General features: G+C 37.1%; 17 protein-coding genes and 1 tRNA gene. All 18 read left to right on the plus strand.

The features are described from left to right. Positions 1-175: 175 nt before the first annotated feature. The 18 genes from BMX63_RS05120 (at position 176) to BMX63_RS05205 (ending at position 19883) form a co-directional block, all read left to right on the plus strand. The gene (locus BMX63_RS05120) at positions 176-1477 is read left to right on the plus strand and encodes an adenylosuccinate synthase (protein WP_093132645.1); all 1302 of its coding nucleotides are present in this window, start codon (positions 176-178) and stop codon (positions 1475-1477) included. A gap of 304 nt (positions 1478-1781) precedes the next feature. After that, positions 1782-1854: transfer RNA gene (locus BMX63_RS05125), tRNA-Phe, on the plus strand. A 377-nt stretch (positions 1855-2231) separates the two neighbouring features. Continuing rightward, entirely contained in the window at positions 2232-3764 is a 1533-nt protein-coding gene (locus BMX63_RS05130; protein ID WP_093132647.1) for a M23 family metallopeptidase, read from the plus strand. 405 nt (positions 3765-4169) lie between these two features. Further along, positions 4170-4874, plus strand: a complete 705-nt coding sequence (gene yycF / locus BMX63_RS05135) for a response regulator YycF (RefSeq protein ID WP_093132649.1) — start codon at positions 4170-4172, stop codon at positions 4872-4874. A gap of 6 nt (positions 4875-4880) precedes the next feature. Next, complete coding sequence (gene walK, locus BMX63_RS05140; RefSeq protein WP_093132651.1) at positions 4881-6716, plus strand: cell wall metabolism sensor histidine kinase WalK; 1836 nt, start codon at positions 4881-4883, stop codon at positions 6714-6716. Next, on the plus strand, positions 6716-8023 hold the full coding sequence (locus BMX63_RS05145; RefSeq protein WP_093132653.1) for a YycH family regulatory protein: 1308 nt from the start codon (positions 6716-6718) through the stop codon (positions 8021-8023). The genes walK and BMX63_RS05145 overlap by 1 nt, the downstream gene beginning before the upstream one ends. Further along, the gene (locus tag BMX63_RS05150) at positions 8020-8865 is read left to right on the plus strand and encodes a two-component system regulatory protein YycI (RefSeq protein WP_093132655.1); all 846 of its coding nucleotides are present in this window, start codon (positions 8020-8022) and stop codon (positions 8863-8865) included. The genes BMX63_RS05145 and BMX63_RS05150 overlap by 4 nt, the downstream gene beginning before the upstream one ends. Continuing rightward, the gene (locus BMX63_RS05155) at positions 8862-9659 is read left to right on the plus strand and encodes an MBL fold metallo-hydrolase (RefSeq protein ID WP_093132657.1); all 798 of its coding nucleotides are present in this window, start codon (positions 8862-8864) and stop codon (positions 9657-9659) included. Before BMX63_RS05150 ends, BMX63_RS05155 begins: the two co-directional genes overlap by 4 nt. A 112-nt stretch (positions 9660-9771) precedes the next feature. Continuing rightward, the gene (locus BMX63_RS05160) at positions 9772-10989 is read left to right on the plus strand and encodes a S1C family serine protease (protein WP_093132660.1); all 1218 of its coding nucleotides are present in this window, start codon (positions 9772-9774) and stop codon (positions 10987-10989) included. 191 nt (positions 10990-11180) lie between these two features. Further along, positions 11181-11840 (plus strand): GntR family transcriptional regulator, encoded by a 660-nt coding sequence (locus BMX63_RS05165; protein ID WP_093132662.1) that lies wholly within the window; start codon positions 11181-11183, stop codon positions 11838-11840. Between the two features lie 50 nt (positions 11841-11890). Continuing rightward, the gene (locus BMX63_RS05170) at positions 11891-12913 is read left to right on the plus strand and encodes a C4-dicarboxylate TRAP transporter substrate-binding protein (RefSeq protein WP_093132664.1); all 1023 of its coding nucleotides are present in this window, start codon (positions 11891-11893) and stop codon (positions 12911-12913) included. Between the two features lie 20 nt (positions 12914-12933). Continuing rightward, positions 12934-13410 carry a TRAP transporter small permease gene (locus BMX63_RS05175; RefSeq protein WP_220083816.1) on the plus strand — a complete coding sequence of 159 codons (477 nt, stop codon included), beginning with the start codon at positions 12934-12936 and terminating at the stop codon, positions 13408-13410. Positions 13411-13452: 42 nt separating this feature from the next. Then, the gene (locus BMX63_RS05180) at positions 13453-14730 is read left to right on the plus strand and encodes a TRAP transporter large permease (RefSeq protein ID WP_093132668.1); all 1278 of its coding nucleotides are present in this window, start codon (positions 13453-13455) and stop codon (positions 14728-14730) included. Between the two features lie 34 nt (positions 14731-14764). Continuing rightward, complete coding sequence (locus tag BMX63_RS05185) at positions 14765-15523, plus strand: SDR family NAD(P)-dependent oxidoreductase (RefSeq protein WP_093132670.1); 759 nt, start codon at positions 14765-14767, stop codon at positions 15521-15523. A 57-nt stretch (positions 15524-15580) separates the two neighbouring features. Then, positions 15581-16984 (plus strand): glucuronate isomerase, encoded by a 1404-nt coding sequence (gene uxaC / locus BMX63_RS05190; RefSeq protein WP_093132672.1) that lies wholly within the window; start codon positions 15581-15583, stop codon positions 16982-16984. 21 nt (positions 16985-17005) lie between these two features. Further along, a complete protein-coding gene (uxuA, locus tag BMX63_RS05195) occupies positions 17006-18091 on the plus strand; it encodes a mannonate dehydratase (protein WP_093132674.1) in 1086 nt (361 codons plus the stop codon). Next, complete coding sequence (locus BMX63_RS05200) at positions 18078-18926, plus strand: SDR family oxidoreductase (RefSeq protein ID WP_093132676.1); 849 nt, start codon at positions 18078-18080, stop codon at positions 18924-18926. Before uxuA ends, BMX63_RS05200 begins: the two co-directional genes overlap by 14 nt. An 18-nt stretch (positions 18927-18944) precedes the next feature. Beyond that, positions 18945-19883 (plus strand): sugar kinase, encoded by a 939-nt coding sequence (locus BMX63_RS05205; RefSeq protein WP_093132678.1) that lies wholly within the window; start codon positions 18945-18947, stop codon positions 19881-19883. Positions 19884-19893: the final 10 nt, after the last annotated feature.

A 19893-nucleotide genomic window follows, 5' to 3' on the forward strand; every position in this document is an offset into this window, starting at 1 on the left:
CGGCAAATGTTTTATAATCAGGGTTGATTATTCATATACTAATAATAAATGTAAGCAATTTTCGAATAAAAATTAACTAATAAACCATAATGTTCGGATTTAACTTGACGGAGATTATCTGACATTGGTAGAATAAGCATGGATATTAGAGTGGTTATTTTTTGGGGGTGTGTTGATGACAACAGCAGTAGTAGTAGGAACGCAATGGGGAGATGAAGGAAAAGGGAAAATTACAGACTTTTTATCGAAGCAGGCACAAATGGTTGCTCGCTATCAGGGAGGGAATAATGCTGGTCACACCATTAAATTTAATGGAGATACCTATAAACTGCATTTAATTCCTTCAGGGATATTTTATGAAGATAAGACTTGTGTAATGGGGAATGGACTTGTCATTAACCCTAAAGCACTTATTGAGGAAATGAATTACTTAAAAGAAAGATCCATTTCTCTGGACCATTTACGTATCAGTAACCGTGCTCATGTAATTTTGCCTTATCATATAAAGCTGGACGAGCTTCAGGAGCAGAGTAAAGGTGATTTAAAGATAGGGACTACGATGAAAGGCATAGGACCGGCCTATTCAGATAAAGTAGGACGAACAGGAATTAGAATCGCTGATTTATTAGACAAAGATATCTTTTGGTCTAAGCTTAAGGCAAATGTGAAAGAGAAAAACCTTCTATTTGAAAAACTTTATGAGGCAGAACCTGTTCGTGCTGAAGACATTTTTGAAGAGTTCTATCCATATGGACAGCAAATCGCACCATATGTTAGGGATACATCTGTGATTCTTAATGAAGCGGCTGATGAAGGACAGGATATCCTGTTTGAAGGTGCACAAGGCGTTATGCTGGATATTGACCAGGGTACGTATCCGTTTGTAACCTCATCTAATCCAACTGCAGGAGGTGTCACGATAGGCTCTGGTATAGGTCCTTCTAAAATCAATCGTGTAATGGGTGTGTCTAAAGCTTATACTACTCGCGTAGGTGATGGCCCATTTCCAACTGAGCTGCATGATGATATTGGTGATCAAATTAGAGAAGTGGGAAGAGAATACGGAACAACAACCGGACGCCCAAGAAGAGTAGGATGGTTTGACGCAGTTGTAGTTGGTCATGCCAGAAGAGTGAGTGGAATTACGGATTTATCGTTAAACTCATTGGATGTTCTTACAGGTTTAGATACGGTAAAGATTTGTGTAGCCTATCAGTATAAAGGGAAACGGATTGAAGAGTATCCAGCAAGCTTACAAGTGCTTTCTGAGTGTGAACCGATTTATGAGGAATTACCGGGCTGGAAGGAAGATATTAAAGGTGTTCGGTCTTTCGATGAGTTACCTGTGAATACACAAAATTATATTAAAAGAATCTCTGAATTAACGGATATTCCTATCGCTATTTTTTCTGTAGGACCTGATCGGACACAAACGATTGTTTTGAAGGATATCTATAAAGATGTAGCTGAACAGTAATACCTTAAGAGCAAAGCAGATAAACGGAAAGGGTTTCATAAAAAGGATTGTCTTTTATCATAAGACGATCCTTTTTATGAAGGCCCTCCTTTCATTACGATCTGCATCTTGGTATCTACATTGAAGGTCATTCCACTTCCGTTTCTCCTGAATGTTGTCTTTCATTGGCTTATGAAGGACATTCTCTCTACACTTCTACTGTATTTTGTCCTTCATTGGCCCCCTGTGTTATGAAGATTTGTACAAAACTATTGTGCATGTCACTTAGTTTATGATATATTTTTATCATTGTCGCTTAATAAAGGGCTCGGTAGCTCAGTCGGTAGAGCAACGGACTGAAAATCCGTGTGTCGGCGGTTCGATTCCGTCCCGAGCCATCGTGAAGAAAAGGCAGGACCAACTGACAGGTTCTGCTTTTTTTTGCTTATTATGCCCAGCTTATGGGCAGTTATCGACGATTTGAAGGGATACTTTTCCTTACTTTATGTAATATTTTGGAGTTTAAACCTATTTGTTGTAATAAGATTGTCATATTCCATTGTCGAAAGATGCACGATAATAACGAATAAAAGCAGATGGAATGGCCATTAAGCCAGTATTTGTATAAAATTTACAATTATAATACAAGTATATTACATTTAGCCTATTACTATTTATATATCTAGTAATTTTATGATAGATTATGAGTATGCGAGTAATAGAAAATATAACCATCCATAGCAGATGTGAAAAATCTCTATAGGAGGAAGCGGTAGTGAGGATTCCATTTATGAAAAGAAAATCAAGTTTTATGAATGACAAAATCATTTTTCTATTAGCTGTAGCTCTTTTTTTATCATTTAGTACGGTTCACGCAGAGACCACTACATTTCCTAAAGTCTATCATGTTTATGTTTCAGGAGAACATATAGGAACAGTAGGAGATAAAGAAATCGTTGAATCCTTTTTAAACGAACAAATTGAAAAGGAAGAGAAAAACTACGATGGGTTAAACCTGGGCGTGAACGAAAACATTACATACATATCAGAATATGCTTTTGAACCCACATTTAATAATGAAAAAGTTCTAAATCAGCTATTGGATAACGTCACATTTAGTGTTCAGGCACAAAAGCTAATAGTTGGTGAAGAAGAAATAGGATATTTTAAAAATAAAGAAACCATAAAAGAACTTTTAACAGCGTTTCAATCGAAATATATGAACGAGAAACAATTAAAGCAAGCGCAGGAAGAAAATCTATTAAATACTGAAGTAAAAGAAGATGAAGAAAATGCTTCCTCTAATGAAAAAACAGAAGAGAATAATGAAAAGAAAGACCAGAAAGAGCTTTCAGCTGGTGATGCCAAAATTGTAGAAGTATCCCTATCTGAGGATATACATATTGAGGAAGAACAAGTTCAGCCAAATGAACTGCTAACTGTAGAGCAAGGGCTAAAGCTGCTGGAAAAGGATACGAGTAAAGAAAAAGTACATATCATCCAGAAAGGCGAAGCTCTAAGAAGTGTTGCCAATGAATATGATTTGTCCATGGATGAAATATTTGATTTAAATCCAGATTTAGATTCAGATCAAATTTTGCAGGTTGGACAAGAAGTTCAGGTCATGGAAAAAGAACCTGTCGTTAACCTGATTACAGTAGTAGAAGAAGTGAAAGAAGAAGCAATCGATTTCGAAACCGAATATAAAAAAACATCTGATCTATATGTTGGAGAACAGGAAGTAAAACAACAGGGCAAAAAAGGAAAAAAGAAAGTACGTTATAAACTGGAAAAACAAAATGGGAAAGTAACGAAACGAACGGTTGTTGATGAGGAAGTTTTGGAAAAGCCAGTGGATAAATTGGTTTTAAAGGGAACAAAATCAAAACCGTCAGTTCAATCAAGCGGTGGTACATCTGGTTCTGCTCGTGAAGGATCGGGTCAATTTCAGTGGCCGGCAGCAGGTGGAATCATCACAAGTTATATGGGACCACGAGGTGGCGGCTACCACAGTGGAATTGATATTTCTGGCGTAAGCAATCGAACCATTTATGCTGCAGCAGGTGGCGTTGTAACAACAGCGGGTTATCAGAATAATGGATACGGAAATCGGGTTGTCATTAAACATAAGAATGGTTATAAGACTACCTATAGTCATTTATCATCAATTAGTGTTAATAGTGGTCAAAACGTAAAAAAAGGACAACCAATTGGTGTAATGGGGGAAACAGGAAATTCAACAGGTGTTCATTTACATTTTGAAATCCTTTCAAACGGTTCGTATATAAACCCCATGTCTTATTATTAAAAACAGGAATCATGCTGGCAGAGTAATTTTATAAAAATTACTCTGCTATTTTTTCTTTATTCAGGAGATACAGGGGTCATCTTATATAATGGTTATGTTTAAAGCTTATTGTTGACTTTCTACCCGGTTGATTGGAGCAGAAGTGCACAGGACTACTGCTTGGAAGAGTGGTATACAGGAGATTTGCAAGGCGTATGCCGAGGAGGCTCCCAGGTCACCCGGGGAAAGCGAGAGCGCACTGGACGGGAATCAAAACCTATATTTAACAGAGCCTATATAATAAAAACAAAGTAGGACTTTCTGATGTAGTTCGTTGATATAGAAAGACTTTTTATATTATTTACGATAAAATGTAAAATAGGATTATACACGCACGTAAAATGTGAATAAAGGATGTGAGATAGAGTGAGTCAAAAAGTCGTGGTTGTAGATGATGAGAAGCCCATTGCAGATATCCTGCAATTCAATCTGGAAAAAGAGGGATATTCTGTAGTGTGTGCTTATGATGGTGATGAAGCTATTCAGATTATAAATGAAGAAAAGCCTGATTTAGTTTTACTTGATATCATGCTTCCAAATAAGGACGGAATGGAAGTTTGTCGTGAAATTAGAAAGCATTTAAGCATGCCTATCATCATGCTAACCGCTAAAGACTCGGAAATTGATAAGGTACTTGGTCTTGAATTAGGGGCTGATGATTATGTAACCAAACCATTTAGTAACAGAGAGTTAATTGCAAGGGTAAAAGCTAATTTACGTCGTCATAAACAAGGAGATGAACAGCAGGTAGGCGAACATCAGAATATCCAAATTGGGAAACTGGTGATTCATCCTGATGCTTATACTGTGACAAGAGATGGGGAGCAAATTGAGCTTACTCATCGCGAATTTGAATTGCTCTATTACTTAGCTAGACACATTGGTCAGGTGATGACTCGCGAGCATTTACTCGAGACGGTCTGGGGCTATGACTATTATGGAGATGTACGAACGGTAGATGTTACAGTACGGAGATTACGGGAAAAAATTGAAGAGAACCCAAGCAGTCCGATGTGGATTGTAACGAGAAGAGGAGTAGGCTATTATTTACGCAATCCTGATCAGGAGTAATGTGATATGAAAAACAAAGTAAGCTTTTTTCAATCGGTTGGTTTAAAAATTATTCTTGTGTATATCTTCCTTTTGCTAATCACCATTGAATTGATTGGTGTTTATTTTGATACAGAGCTTGAGCGAAATATGGAAAGAAACTTCCAAAATTCTATTGAAAATCGAATTCAATTGCTCACTTATAGCCTGGAAGAAGCATTTACGCGGGAGAGGACAGAAGAGGATCCCACTCTTCAGGCTGAAGTTCAGTCTATTTTATCCGAATTTGATTCTCAGGACATAACGGAATTACAAGTTATCGATAGCCAGATGAGAATAATTGGGACGACCAATCAATTTAATCGAAGCATCATTGGGAAGATTACCACAAGAGAGGATGTACAACGATTATTTTCATTCCGTACACAACTGCCATACAGGAAAACCTATGATCAGGAAACAGGGACACGAACATTAACCAATACCATTCCGGTGTTCAATCAATCTGATGAAATTATTGGAGCTATATTTGTTGAAGCAAGTATGGAAGACGTTTTTAACCAGCTTGACAGCATCACTAAAATCTTTATGAATGGTACGATTATTGCGCTATCGATAACAGTGGTTATTGGTATTCTTGTCTCACGTACAATTACTAAACCTATCTCAGAGATGAGAAAGCAGGCCCATGTGGTGGCCGGAGGAGATTTTTCTAAAAAGGTCAATGTATATGCCATGGATGAAATTGGTCAGCTGGCTAATTCATTTAACCATATGACAGAGCGACTGAAGGAATCGTATGCCGATACAGAGGAAGAACGTCGTAAGCTAACCTCAGTTCTTTCTAATATGAATGAAGGGGTTATAGCTAGTAATCGTAAAGGTGAAATCATATTAATGAATGAGCAGGCTGGTAAATTTATTGGGGAATCCTTTGAAAAAATCAAAGGCCATAACGTTCTATCTGTGTTAGGGATTGAAGAAGATTTCACGAGTGTATCCGAGGTGGAGAATAAAGCGTCTGTCCTCATAGATTTTAGTAATGACCAGCAAACCTTACTCATCAAAGCAACGTTTTCCATCATTTATGATGAAACAGAAACTGTTAGCGGATTTATTACGGTTCTAAATGATGTTACAGAAGAAGAAAAAATTGAACAGGATAGACGGGAATTTGTCGCCAATGTTTCCCATGAATTAAGAACACCCCTAACGACTATGAGCAGCTATTTAGAGGCACTTACGGATGAGGATACCTTGAATAATCCTGATATTGCACCAAAATTTTTAAGTGTTACGCAGAACGAAACCGAACGAATGATTCGACTAGTGAATGATTTATTGCAGCTGTCTAAACTGGACAATGATGAAAACTACTTGCGAAAGGAAAAAGTTAATTTTATTAACTTTTTTCACAACATTATTGACCGTTTTGAGATGAATAAATATGAGCAGGATTTATCCTTTGTCCGACGGCTACCAAATAAATCTTACTGGGTATGGATTGATAAGGATAAGATGACTCAGGTACTGGATAATGTTCTGTCCAATGCCATCAAGTATTCACCTGAAGGAGGAACCATTACGTGCAAAGTAGAAATCAAAAACAAGATGTTACAGGTGAATGTTTCTGATCAGGGAGTTGGCATTCCGAAAGAGCAGGTGGATCGTATTTTTGATCGCTTCTATCGAGTGGACAAGGCAAGGTCAAGAAAGCTAGGAGGGACTGGTTTAGGTCTTGCTATTGCCAGGGAAATGATTGAAGCTCACGATGGAAGAATCTGGGCAGAAAGTAAGGAAGGTAAAGGGACAACAATTAAGATTACTTTGCCTATGATGCATCAGAAGCGAGGTGATGCTTGATGAATCTAGAAAGCATCAAATCAGTAGTATTGGCAGTTTTGGTAATCATGAGCCTCATTTTAACGTTAAGTATATGGACGTTTTCTGACTATGATGAAATAAACGAAGACATTACAAAGAACATTTCTATAAATGGCCAGGAAGCGGATATGAATGATGTGATATTACCTTCTCAAGTAGTGTTTCATCAGCAGAACCAGTCCTATCAGTTTACTGAAAAGACGGACCAGGTAAACTTTTATCAAGATTTAAAGGAATGGAATGTATTATTCCTGGATGAGCAGAAACCCTTGGATAATTTGGGACAATCTTATGTGGAGCTTATTTTTCCCACTGAGATTCCTTTAAGCTTATTACCGAATATGTTCAATGTAACAGAGGATTCTACTCGTACGTATCCGGATTGGGCCTTTAATCGGATGATTGTAAAGCCGAATCATGATTCCGAAAGTCTATCCATTTGGTTTCGCTCGACCAATCATAATCAAGTACTAAACGTTGAAGTACAGGATTCTAAGGCTTATGCAAGTGTAGTTAATCAGGCTCAGTCGCATAATGACTTGAGTGAATTAATTACATATGAAGTCAATAATCGTGTGATTTATTTACCTGAGGAAAAACCTGCTTTATCTAAACAAACCTTTACGACCAATTCCATATCCATAGAACCGTTAATTAATAATTTATTTCAGGCATCTGATAATGTACGTGAAACGAGTGATGGAAGGTTTACAGATGGAACACGTATGCTGGAAGAATATGAAGTGTTTTCACATCAAAACTATATGCGATTTGTGAATCCCAGAAATCCAAACACGACCGGCAATAGCTTTATGAGAGATGAATTAATTACCGAGAGTATACTATTTTTAAATAATCACGATGGCTGGACGCATGATTATATGTTAACGGAGATTTCTGATGACGGTACGACGATTGAATTTCAAATGTTATTTGACGGTCATCAGGTGATTAGTCAGCTCGGACATATTGAACAAAGCTGGGTAAATCGGGAATTAAATACGTATATTCGACCGTTAATGCGGCTTTCTACCTCTCTAAGTCATGAGGAGGTTAGCCTTCGTTCAGGCGAGGATATTCGCTCTCTATTGGAAGCAGAACCAAGAATGTTTCCGGAAAAAACGATAGAAGATATTCAAATTGTGTACACCATGAGTGAAGAAGAAGGATTTTCATCGGATATTATCTCGTTAGAACCCAAATGGTTTATCAAACAAAATGGCAGGTGGGCACCTATTCCTAAAGAAGATGAAATGTTAGAAGTACAAGGAGGGAAAAAGCAATGAAATGGGGGCAAATCAAAACGATTTTTATTATCTGTTTCCTTGTACTCGACTATTTTTTACTGACACAGTATTTAAGTAAGGCTAATAGCGAACCACAGGCGTTACCAGATGAGGAAGCCGCATCATTTCAGGATGAGTTGGACGCCCGAAATATTAATTATGAAAAAATTCCTTCTGAAGCGGAAAAGACAACGTTTATATCAGCGAATCAATATCAATTTACAAAGAAGGATATCGCTTCCTTAAATGATCAAAAGGTCGTCAATGATGGAGATATTATTGTATCTACTTTTGAGGAACCGATTTCCATTCCTGAAGAACTATCCGAGGAAGAACTCAATAATTTCTTAGACCAAAATATTTTATTCGGAGATGAATACCAATTTTGGAGCTGGAATAAAGATCAAAATATATTGCTGTTTTTCCAGTCCTATAATGACAAAACCATTTATTTTAATAAAGCGGGCATGCTGATGATTTTCCTAAATGATAATAACGAAATGGAATATTATGCCCAAACCAGGTTATCAGATATTGAAATTGGTGAAGAAAGAGAAGTAAGTCAGCCCCTTGAAACACTGGAAGTCTTAAGCAATAATGATCAGCTCTTTACAAATGATGAAATTACAAAGATGAAATTAGGCTATCAAACCTTAGTTCCATTTGAAAACGGACAAGTATTTGTCCCTACATGGGAAATTTCCATCAATGATGAGAGAACGTATTTTGTAAATGCAATCGAAGCACGAAGCATTTCCAGAGATGAAGAACAGTTTATTAAGGAGATACGAGATACTGTAGAAACCATTAGACAGAGAGATACAGGGAGTGACGAGTCGTGACCTTAGAATTTAGTGTATTAGCATCAGGGAGTACGGGAAATGCTTTTTACGTAGGAACCGATCAGCAAAAACTATTAGTGGATGCAGGATTAAGCGGAAAGCAAATGGAAAAATTATTTGCAGAGATTCATAAGGATCCTAATGACTTGGATGGTATTTTAGTAACGCACGAACATCGGGACCACATCCATGGACTGGGCATTATGGCAAGAAGATATCGATTACCTATTTATGCCAATGAAAAAACGTGGAAGGCTATGGAGGGCAAAATAGGAGATATTAAATTGGATCAAAAGTTTACGATTGATATGGAAACAACAGAAACCTTTGGAGATATTGATGTAGAGACCTTTGGCGTTTCTCACGACGCAGCAGAGCCGATGTTCTTCGTCTTCCATCACAATGGCAAACGAGTCGCTCTTGTAACGGATACAGGCTATGTGTCTGAACGTATAAAAAAAACCGTTGAAGATGCTGATGTGTATATCTTTGAAGCCAATCATGATATTGAAATGCTCAGGATGGGTAAATATCCATGGAATATCAAACGTCGAATCTTAGGCGATCACGGACATGTTTCTAACGAGGATTCAGCACTTGCTTTAACAGACGTCATTGGCAATGAGACGAAGCGAGTCTATTTAGCCCATTTAAGTCAGGATAATAATATGAAAGACCTTGCTAGAATGTCGGTTTCACAGATTTTAAATGAGCGGGGCTTTCATGTTGGAAGGAATATAGAATTACATGATACAGACCCCAGAGTTCCTACGCCAATTTACCAGGTGGGATAGGTTTATTTTTTATAAAATAGAAGAAAATATAGGATGTATGCTTGCATCCATTCCTTTTCTTCATTCGTATTTATAGTGGAGATATTGAAATTCGAAAGGCCAGGTGATGAGAATGGGTTATTATGATGATCATGCTTTAAATCAAAGGCCGAAAAAAAAGAAGAAAAATTGGCTCCTTCCAACCGTAGTTGGTTTTATCATTGGAGTCATACTAGTAGTAATGGCTTTACCTACACTCATTAATGCGAATTTATTACCTTATGATATTACCGAAGACAATCAGGAATTAACCCAGGGCGAAGATGGGGGCAATCAGGACTCAGGATTATCGGAATCGGTTAATGTAAATATTCAGACAAGAGTTACCGAAATCGTACAAAATGTTTCTAACGCCGTAGTCGGTGTTGTGAATATCAGTGGTTCAGAATTCTGGTTAGAACAGGGCTCGGAATCGGGCACAGGTTCAGGTGTTATTTATAAAATGACAGATAAATATGCCTATGTGGTGACTAATCATCATGTTGTCCAGGGAGCAAGTGAAATTGAGGTTTCTCTCGCAGATGGAGAACGAATCACGGCTGAATTATTAGGCAGTGATTTATATAATGATCTTGCCGTACTTCGCATTGATGCTGCAAAGGTAGATAATGCGATTAAATTAGGTCATTCCGAAAACTTGAAGGTTGGGGAGCCTGTCTTAGCGATTGGAAACCCCTTAGGCCTTGAATTCTCTGGATCCGTTACTCAAGGGATTATTAGTGGAAAAGAGAGAGTTGTTCCACAGGACTTCAATGGTGATGGTGTTCCAGACTGGAATGCCGAGGTTATTCAGACAGATGCAGCGATTAACCCAGGGAACTCCGGTGGTGCTCTTATCAATATGGACGGCCAGCTCATTGGAATCAATTCCATGAAAATCGCCCAATCAGCGGTTGAAGGGATTGGTTTTGCGATTCCGATTGATTCAGCCAAACCAATTATTGAAGATCTTGAGGATGACGGAAAAATTACCCGACCATATATGGGGGTAGGCATTCGTTCATTAGCGGAAATCCCAAGCTACTACTGGGGATCAGAATTAAAATTACCAAACGATGTGAATGGTGGAGCTGTAGTGGATACAGTTGAGCCAATGTCACCAGCCGATCAAGCGGGCTTAAAAGAATATGATGTGATAGTGGCTTTAGATGGAGAAAAAATCAACAATGTGATGGATTTACGAAAGTATATTTATCAAGAGAAAGAGCCAGGAGAAGAAATGGAAATCACCTTCTACCGTAATGGAGAAAAACAAACGATAACTATGAACTTGTCGGCACAGGATTTCTAGAGGAAAGCAGGGATAGTGGATCCCTGCTTTTTTTACTATAAAATAAGGATTAATATGTGTAATCTAAAATAAAACAAAAAAACAAAAAATTTTAAAAATTACTACCATACTAGTATGGTTGTATGGTATGATATTTGTAGATAATATAAAAGGTTGAAAGGGAGGGAGAAACAATAAGCATTAAAAGCCGAATGTATACTTATTCTTCAAGGGATTATGTGTATGAAGAGTTAAGAGAACAGATTATTATGCTCAAATTACATCCAGGACGAAGCATCTCGGAAAATGAAATGTCAACAACGCTAGAGGTAAGTCGTACACCGATAAGAGAGGCCTTTTTACGACTTGCCCAAGAGAAATTACTGGAAATATATCCTCAAAAGGGCACATTTGTTGCGCTTATTGATTTGGACTATGTGGAGGAAGCAAGATTTATTAGAGAACATTTAGAAAGAGCTATCATAAAAGAAGCATGTAAATCATTTGATTCAAACAGTTTAGAAAAGTTGGAAAACAATTTTGAACAACAAAAAAATGCTGTTGAAAAGAAAGATCATACAAAATTCTTTGAACTGGATGAGGAATTTCATCAAACAATCTCTATAGGTGCTGATAAAGAACGTATTTGGTCTATTATTCAGCAAATGAATGCTCATTTAAATCGAATACGTATGCTCAGTTTGAGGGCTAATTATAATTATGAGCTTATATTAGATCAACATGAAGAAATGATTAATGCAATAAAAACACAAAATGACATTAAGGCCGATCATGTGATGGAAGAACATACGAAAAAATTAACATTTGAACAAGAAGGATTGAAGAAAGAGTTTCCAGATTATTTTAGATAATGAACAAATGGGTTTTATTATAATGAAATTAAACTTAGGGGGTTTGTTTAATGAAATTAAAAATAGGCATATCCATGATTTCTGTTTTAATTCTTTTATTTGTAAGCGCTTGCGGTAGTGGGGAGAGTAAAACAAGCGGTAACAACGGTAGTGGAAGTGAAGGGGAATCTTACACGTTAAAGCTTGGGACAGCATTGACAGAAGGAGACCCAATTTATGATGGATTAGTAGAATTTAGTGAGGCTGTTAAAGAAAGAACAAATGGCAAGGTAACAATTGAAATCTTTGGAAGCGGTTCCTTAGGGGAAGATAATGATATTGTGGAGCAAGCTAAAACAGGGGCGAACGTTGCTGTACTTGTTGACTCAGGGCGTTTGGCGGACATGGTACCTGAAATAGGTGTTTTATCTGCTCCATATATAGTTGATAACTTTGATGAAGCGAATAAAGTAGCCCAATCCGATTTATTTAAAGAATGGTCAGACAAATTAGCTAATGAGCATAACTTACAAATTTTATCCTTCAACTGGTATCAAGGGGAAAGACACATGTTGACAAATAAAGAAATAAAAACTCCGGAAGATCTTGAAGGTTTAAAAATCCGTACAATTGGTGCACCAATTGCTCAGAAAACAATGAAAGCATTGGGTATGAGTCCTTCAGGTATAGCATGGACAGAGGTTTATCCAGGTTTACAACAAGGAGTTATTGATGCAGCTGAAGCACAGCATCCAGCAACATATGGAGCAAATTTACATGAAGTTGTTGATTATATTACTAAGACCAGGCATTTTCAATTAATTACAGGTATTGTAGCTGGTGCGGATTGGATGGAAAATTTACCACAAGAATATCAAGATATCATTTATGAAGAAGCACAAAAACACGGTGAACAAGCATCAAGAAAAACGGAAAAATCGTTAGAAGAATATGAACAAAAGATGATTGATGAAGGTGTTACGGTTAATGAGGTTGATGTAGAAGAATTTAAAGCATTAACTGATTCAGTATACAGTGAATTTGATGGTTATCAGGAATTACGTAACGAGATTAATAACATTCTAGGAAAATAGAGAATAAGAGAGTGATGACATTGAATGCTTTTGTTCAAAGTTATATAAAAGCCGAAAACTTTATAACTAATTTTTTAATGCTTTCTGTTGTGTTTTTTGTGTTTATCGCGGCAGTAATGAGGTGGGCGGGAAGTCCCATCGCATGGTCAGTTGAAATTGCACAACTTTTGTTTGTTTGGCTTATATTTTTAGGTGCTAATCGCTCATTAAGAGAAAACAGGCATATAGGTGTAGATTTTTTTGTGAAGAAACTACCAAGTAAAATTCGTAATGTCTTAGATATATTGATTTATCTGCTTATTTTAGCTTTTCTATTATTTGTGAGTCGATTTGGTATTCTTCTAAGTATTGAAAACTACGTAAGGCAACTAAGTAGTCTAAGCATTAGTTATGCTTATATTTCTGCCTCTGTTCCAATTGGATGTTTTATAATGTCTATCACAACGATAGGGAAAATATGGGAGAAAATATCAACTTTGGGATCTCCAAAACATTAAGTTAAATGATCACTTTTATATGTGGAAAAAGAGGTGAAACACATGTTAATGGTAGCCATCATCTTTTTTGTGCTTCTGTTTTTAAACATGCCAGTCGCGTTTGCTATTGGGATAGCGAGTTTATCATTGTTTATGTTAGAACCAGGATTACCTTTGTCTATTGCCTCTCAGCGCATGGTCACAGGTACACAATCCTTTCCTTTGTTAGCTGTCCCCTTTTTTATTTTAGCGGGAAACTTAATGAACTCTTCTGGGATAACCAAGCGCTTAATTAGATTCGCTAATGCGCTTATTGGGCATATAGTTGGGAGTCTTGCACATGTTTCTATTGTGCTTAGTACTATTATGGGTGGTATTTCAGGTTCAGCAAATGCCGATGCTGCTATGCAGAGTAGAGTTATCGGACATCAAATGATTAAACGTGGATATGCTGGTGGGTTTTCAGCTGGTGTTATTGCTGTCAGTTCTCTAATTACAGCGACCATTCCACCAAGTATTGGCTTAATTCTTTATGGTTACGTAGGTGAAGTATCAATTGGTGATTTATTTTTGGCTGGAATTATTCCTGGAGTTCTCATGATGATATTTTTAATGGTTGTTACTTATATAGTAGCCAAAAAAAGAGATTATGACCGGGATATATTAACAAAAAAGTCTACATTCAAAGAATTGATTATTTCATTTAAAGAAAGTATTTGGGCATTGTTATTCCCTGTTATTTTAGTCGTGGGGATTCGCTTTGGGATTTTTACAGCGTCTGAAGCAGGTGCATTCGCCGTTGTGTATGCAATGTTTATTGGCCTTTTTATTTATAAAGAAATGAATTGGAAAACATTGATCGAATCTGTTCGTCAATCTGTTGTTGATAATGCAACAATCTTATTAATTATCTCTACATCGTCAATTTTAGGCTATCTCATAACATATGAAAGATTACCACAAAATGCAGCAGATTTTTTATTAGGAGTTACAAGTAATTCCACTTTACTTTTGATACTCATTTTAATCTTTCTTTTATTAGCAGGGATGTTTATCGAATCAACGGTCCTGGTTTTATTACTGACCCCAATCTTTTTACCTATTATCCAACAAATCGGAGTTGATCCTGTACATTTTGGTATTTTAATGATGACGATTGTTACATTTGGTGGAATGACTCCTCCCGTTGGCGTAACAATGTATACAGTCTGTTATTTAACAGATGTTCCAATTGAAGATTATGTAAAAGAATCCCTGCCGTTCTATGCTGGCATTATTTTGCTAATTGCATTGTTAATCTTTGTTCCTTCAATTTCACTATTTTTACCTAGCCTGTTTTAAATGATTCTAATTAAGGTATAAGAGGAGGCAAAATATGTATGACTTTAGAAATCAAGTGGTTTGGGTTACAGGAAGTAGTACAGGTATAGGACGTTCCATTGCTTTAGCTTTTGCAGACTATGGAGCCTCTTTAGTTATACATGGAAATTCCAATATCAAAAAAGCAGAGGAAGTTTTACAGGAAGTAAGGGAAAAAGGAAGTGAAGCTATTCTTGTAACAGGAGATGTGACGGATCGTTCAGCTGTTTCGGAAATGGTTTCTAATATTGAAGCCCATTTTAACCGTCTGGATATTTTAGTCAATAACGCTGGAACGATGGTTAAACGAAGTGAAATTGAATCGTTGGACCCCGAATCCTGGTATAAAATTATTGATATTAATCTGAATTCTGTTTTCCATGTGACACAAATGGTATTACCTTTGATGAAAACACAAAACTCCGGAAAAATCATTAATTTAACGTCTATTGCAGCTCGAAATGGTGGAGGAGGAGGGGCAGTTGCATATGCAACTGCCAAGGGAGCCGTTTCCACTTTTACGCGTGGTCTAGCTAAGGAATTAGTTGCTCAAAACATCTATGTGAATGGTATTGCACCTGGAATTATTTCGACACCATTTCATGACAAATATAGTACGAAAGAAATGCGTGAAAATATGGCTAGCCAAGTCCCTATAAAACGTGAAGGACAACCTGAGGAAGTAGCTGGAGCAGCACTTTACCTTGCCTCTGATTTTGCTAGCTATATGGTAGGAGAAATTTTAGAAATAAATGGTGGGCTATTAACAGACTAATGAATAAGTTGAGCATTAGGTTTAATAGATTTAAACATCTAGAATAGGAGGCTTATTGTGAAAACATTTATGGATGATAACTTTTTATTGGAAACAGAAACGGCAAAAACACTTTATCATGACTACATTAAACACATGCCCATTTTCGACTATCACTGCCACCTAACAGCTAAAGAAATTGCAGAGGATAAACGGTTTTCCAATATTACGGAGATGTGGTTAGGTGGGGATCATTATAAATGGCGCATGCTTAGGGCCAAAGGTATATCTGAGGACTTTATAACGGGTAATAAAAGTGATAAGGAAAAGTTTATCAAATGGGCAGAAACCGTCCCCCATTTAATTGGAAATCCTCTCTTTCATTGGACCTATTTAGAGTTACGTAGATGCTTTGGGATTACAGACATCCTAAATCATGAAAATGCTGAGGACATTTGGGAAAAATGCAACTATGAAATTCAAAAGGATTCCTTTAGTACGAGAAGTATTATAAAACAATTCAATGTCAGAGGTCTTTGTACAACAGATGATCCTTTAGATGACTTACACTACCATAAAGAAATTAAAGAAGATGACTCTTTTGATGTGAAGGTATTACCAACATTTAGGCCAGACAAGGCGTTAAATATACACCTGGAGGAATTTTCTGATTGGGTTCATCGTCTAGAAGATGTTTCTGGTCTAAGTATTGATGATTACGATTCATTTTTGGATGCTATAGCCTCAAGAGTTGACTATTTTCATGAAGTTGGGTGTCGCTTATCAGATCATGGTTTAGATTCTCCTTTTTTTGAACAAGTCACTATAGAAGAAGCACGTCAAATTTTTAAAAAAGCTATGAAGAGACAATCAATCAATGATAAAGAAGCTATCCAATTTAGAACGGGTATTTTAACATTTTTAGGTAAACTTTATGCTGATAAAGGATGGGCCATGCAGCTTCATATCGGCGGATTACGAAATACCAATACGAAGATGATTGAAAAAATAGGACCTAATACTGGTTTTGAATCAATGGCGGATTTTACTTATGCTGATGATTTAGTCAGCTTTCTAGATGAACTGGAGAAAACCGATGAATTACCTAAGACAATTATTTATAACTTAAATCCACGGGATAATTATATGGTTGCTTCCATGGCTGGAAATTTTCAAGGGAATATTTCAGGAAAGATTCAATTTGGAACAGCATGGTGGTTCAATGATCACAAGGATGGAATGGAAAACCAAATAAAGACTTTAGCAAATGTGGGGATGTTAACAAAATTTGTTGGTATGTTAACAGATTCTCGCAGTCTACTATCTTATACAAGACATGAATACTTTCGACGGATTTTATGTAATATCCTTGGTCATTGGGTTGAAAATGGAGAGATTCCAAATGATATGGACTGGAATGGTAAAATCCTTCAGGACATTGCCTTTAACAATATATGTCGTTATTTAAATCTCAAGTTTTGAAGCAAAGGATGTGCATACAAGATGGAAATGGTTTTTCGCTGGTTTGGAGAGGGCAATGATCAGGTTCCTTTAAAATATATTAAACAGATTCCAGGGGTTAATGGGATTGTTTGGGCGCTTCATGATATCCCTACTGGAGAGGAGTGGCCCTTGGAGCGAATAGTAGAAGTAAGGAATCAGGCTGAGCAATATGGATTGAACATTGATGTGGTTGAGAGTCTAAACGTACACGAAGATATTAAATTAGGTTTGCCTACAAGGGATGAATATATAGATAAATACATCAAGACAATGGAGCGACTGGCAAAAGTAGGCGTAAAAGTGATTTGTTATAACTTTATGCCTGTTTTTGATTGGGTAAGAACAAACTTATTTAAAGAACATGAGGATGAATCTACATCTTTATTTTTTGAAAAAGCAAAAATAGCAGATACAGATCCAATGGAACTTGTAAAAATGATATCCCATAATTCTGCTTATACAATGCCTGGCTGGGAACCTGAACGACTACAATATCTAACAAAACTATTTGAACAATATGAGAATGTAACTGAAGAATCTTTATGGGAAAATCTGAAATACTTTTTAGAAAAAATTATTCCTGTTTGTGAAAAATTAGATATTAAGATGGCTATTCATCCTGATGACCCGCCATTTTCAGTCTTTGGTCTTCCACGTATTATCACAAATAAAACGAGCTTAGAGCGCTTAATAAACCTGGTGGATAGTCCTTATAACGGGATAACGTTTTGTAGTGGCTCTCTCGGTGTAAATCCAAATAACAATTTAGTAGATATATTGCAAACATTTGCTGACAGGATACATTTTGCTCATATACGCAATCTAAAACGCTATGAAAATGGTAATTTTATTGAAACCTCACACCGAATGTCTGATGGGTCCTTAGATATACATGGCATGGTTCGAGCTTTATATGAAACGAATTTTAAAGGATATATAAGACCCGACCACGGTAGACACATTTGGGATGAAGACTGTCGGCCAGGCTATGGTTTATATGACCGTGCGCTTGGAATTATGTACCTGTGGGGTATATGGGATTCGTTAGTTCAAAGCGGAAAGGAGAAGTTGTATGCTACCAGTTAATCCGAATTTAAAGGGAAAAGTCGCCGTGATTACGGGTGGAAGCGGTGTCCTCTGTAGTGCAATGGCAAAAGAACTTGCAAGACAAGGGGTAAAGGTTGCCATACTAAATCGAACGCTCGAAAAAGGAAAGAAAGTGGAAGCCGAGATAAAAAGTCAAGGTGGAGAGGGGCTGGCTATTGCTTGTGATGTCTTAAAGGTTGAAGATGTCAAGGAGGCAGAAAGGAAAGTGTCAGAAGCATTTGGCACGTGTGACATATTAATTAATGGAGCAGGCGGAAATCATCCAGATGGAACAACTACAAATGAAACCTTAAAACCGGATGATCTTAACAATAAAGAGTTAAAAACGTTTTTTGACTTAACCTTTGAAGGATTTCAGCATGTGCTTAATTTGAACTTACTAGGAACCATCATTCCAACACAGATTTTTACGAAAAAAATGATTGATCAAGAGGGAGCCACTATTATAAACATGTCATCTATGAGTGCACCATCACCAATGACTAAAGTTCCTGCCTATAGTTCCGGTAAAGCCGGTATTGAAAATCTAACGCAATGGTTGTCAGTACACTTAGCAGATGTAGGAATCCGAGTGAATGCAATCGCTCCTGGGTTCTTTTTAACGGAGCAGAACCGAAATTTATTAACAAACCCAGACGGATCCTTATCAGAAAGGTCAAAAAAAATTATTTCACATACCCCTATGAAACGTTTTGGTGATCCAAAAGATTTATTGGGAACGTTAATTTGGCTTGTGGATAATCATATGTCTGGCTTTGTAACAGGTATTACTGTTCCTGTTGATGGCGGATTTATGGCTTATTCAGGTGTATAGGATAAAGGAGGATAAAATATGGATGTGATTACAATAGGTGAGAGCATGGTCCTTTTCACACCTCAATCTCCTGGTCCATTAAGATTTGCCAATACATTTGAAAAAAAGTTGGGTGGGGCAGAATCGAATATGGCAATTGCTCTGTCCAGGCTTGGCCATCAAACAGGCTGGATTAGTCGATTAGGTGATGATGAGTTCGGTTTATATGTGAGAAATATAATACGTGGGGAAGGTGTGGATACATCACGTGTTATCTTTGATAAATCCAGTCAAACAGCAGTGTTTTTTAAAGGGATGAACCCCGGAGGAGATCCAAATATTTATTACTATCGAAGAAAATCGGCTGCCAGCAATTTATCACCGGATGATATTGATGAAGATTATGTAGCAAAGGCTAAATATATTCATCTTACAGGGATCACCCCTGCATTAAGTTTAACTTGTAGAAATACTATTTACCATGTACTTCATGTTGCGAAAAAGAATCGTCAAACTGTTGTGTTTGATCCCAATATTAGGCTAAAGCTCTGGTCCAAACAAGAGGCCGGTCACGTATTACAAGACATTGCCAAACAATCTGATATTGTCCTATCAGGAATTGATGAAGGCCAACTATTAACAGGTAAAGACACCCCAGAGGATATAGCCAACAATCTTCTTCAAGGGAAGGCACACACAGTTGTTATCAAACTGGGGGATAAAGGTGCACTTTTAGCCAAAGAAGGCTATCAGCAGTATGTACCTGGAATGAAAGTTAATCATGTAGTTGACACTGCAGGTGCTGGCGATGGATTTGCTGCTGGATTTTTATCAGGATGCTTACGTGGCTATGATGACATTCAGTCAGTTGAATTAGCAAATCAAATTGGAGCTCATGCTTTATCCGTATCTGGAGATGTGGAAGGTTATCCATACTGGAGTCAACTAACCTCGAACGGAGAAAATATTTTACGCTAAAATAGGAGGA

The organism is Salinibacillus kushneri (assembly GCF_900111405.1).
Lineage (GTDB): Bacteria > Bacillota > Bacilli > Bacillales > Alkalibacillaceae > Salinibacillus > Salinibacillus kushneri.

Excerpts from the sequence above, each read along its gene's own strand:
- BMX63_RS05180 (WP_093132668.1), top strand. The coding sequence starts at position 13,453 with ATGTTAATGGTAGCCATCATCTTTTTTGTGCTTCTGTTTTTAAACATG.
- walK (WP_093132651.1), top strand. The coding sequence starts at position 4,881 with ATGAAAAACAAAGTAAGCTTTTTTCAATCGGTTGGTTTAAAAATTATT.
- BMX63_RS05150 (WP_093132655.1), top strand. The coding sequence starts at position 8,020 with ATGAAATGGGGGCAAATCAAAACGATTTTTATTATCTGTTTCCTTGTA.
- uxuA (WP_093132674.1), top strand. The coding sequence starts at position 17,006 with ATGGAAATGGTTTTTCGCTGGTTTGGAGAGGGCAATGATCAGGTTCCT.
- BMX63_RS05145 (WP_093132653.1), top strand. The coding sequence starts at position 6,716 with ATGAATCTAGAAAGCATCAAATCAGTAGTATTGGCAGTTTTGGTAATC.
- BMX63_RS05165 (WP_093132662.1), top strand. The coding sequence starts at position 11,181 with ATGTATACTTATTCTTCAAGGGATTATGTGTATGAAGAGTTAAGAGAA.
- BMX63_RS05120 (WP_093132645.1), top strand. The coding sequence starts at position 176 with ATGACAACAGCAGTAGTAGTAGGAACGCAATGGGGAGATGAAGGAAAA.
- BMX63_RS05170 (WP_093132664.1), top strand. The coding sequence starts at position 11,891 with ATGAAATTAAAAATAGGCATATCCATGATTTCTGTTTTAATTCTTTTA.
- BMX63_RS05200 (WP_093132676.1), top strand. The coding sequence starts at position 18,078 with ATGCTACCAGTTAATCCGAATTTAAAGGGAAAAGTCGCCGTGATTACG.
- BMX63_RS05160 (WP_093132660.1), top strand. The coding sequence starts at position 9,772 with ATGGGTTATTATGATGATCATGCTTTAAATCAAAGGCCGAAAAAAAAG.
- BMX63_RS05205 (WP_093132678.1), top strand. The coding sequence starts at position 18,945 with ATGGATGTGATTACAATAGGTGAGAGCATGGTCCTTTTCACACCTCAA.
- BMX63_RS05185 (WP_093132670.1), top strand. The coding sequence starts at position 14,765 with ATGTATGACTTTAGAAATCAAGTGGTTTGGGTTACAGGAAGTAGTACA.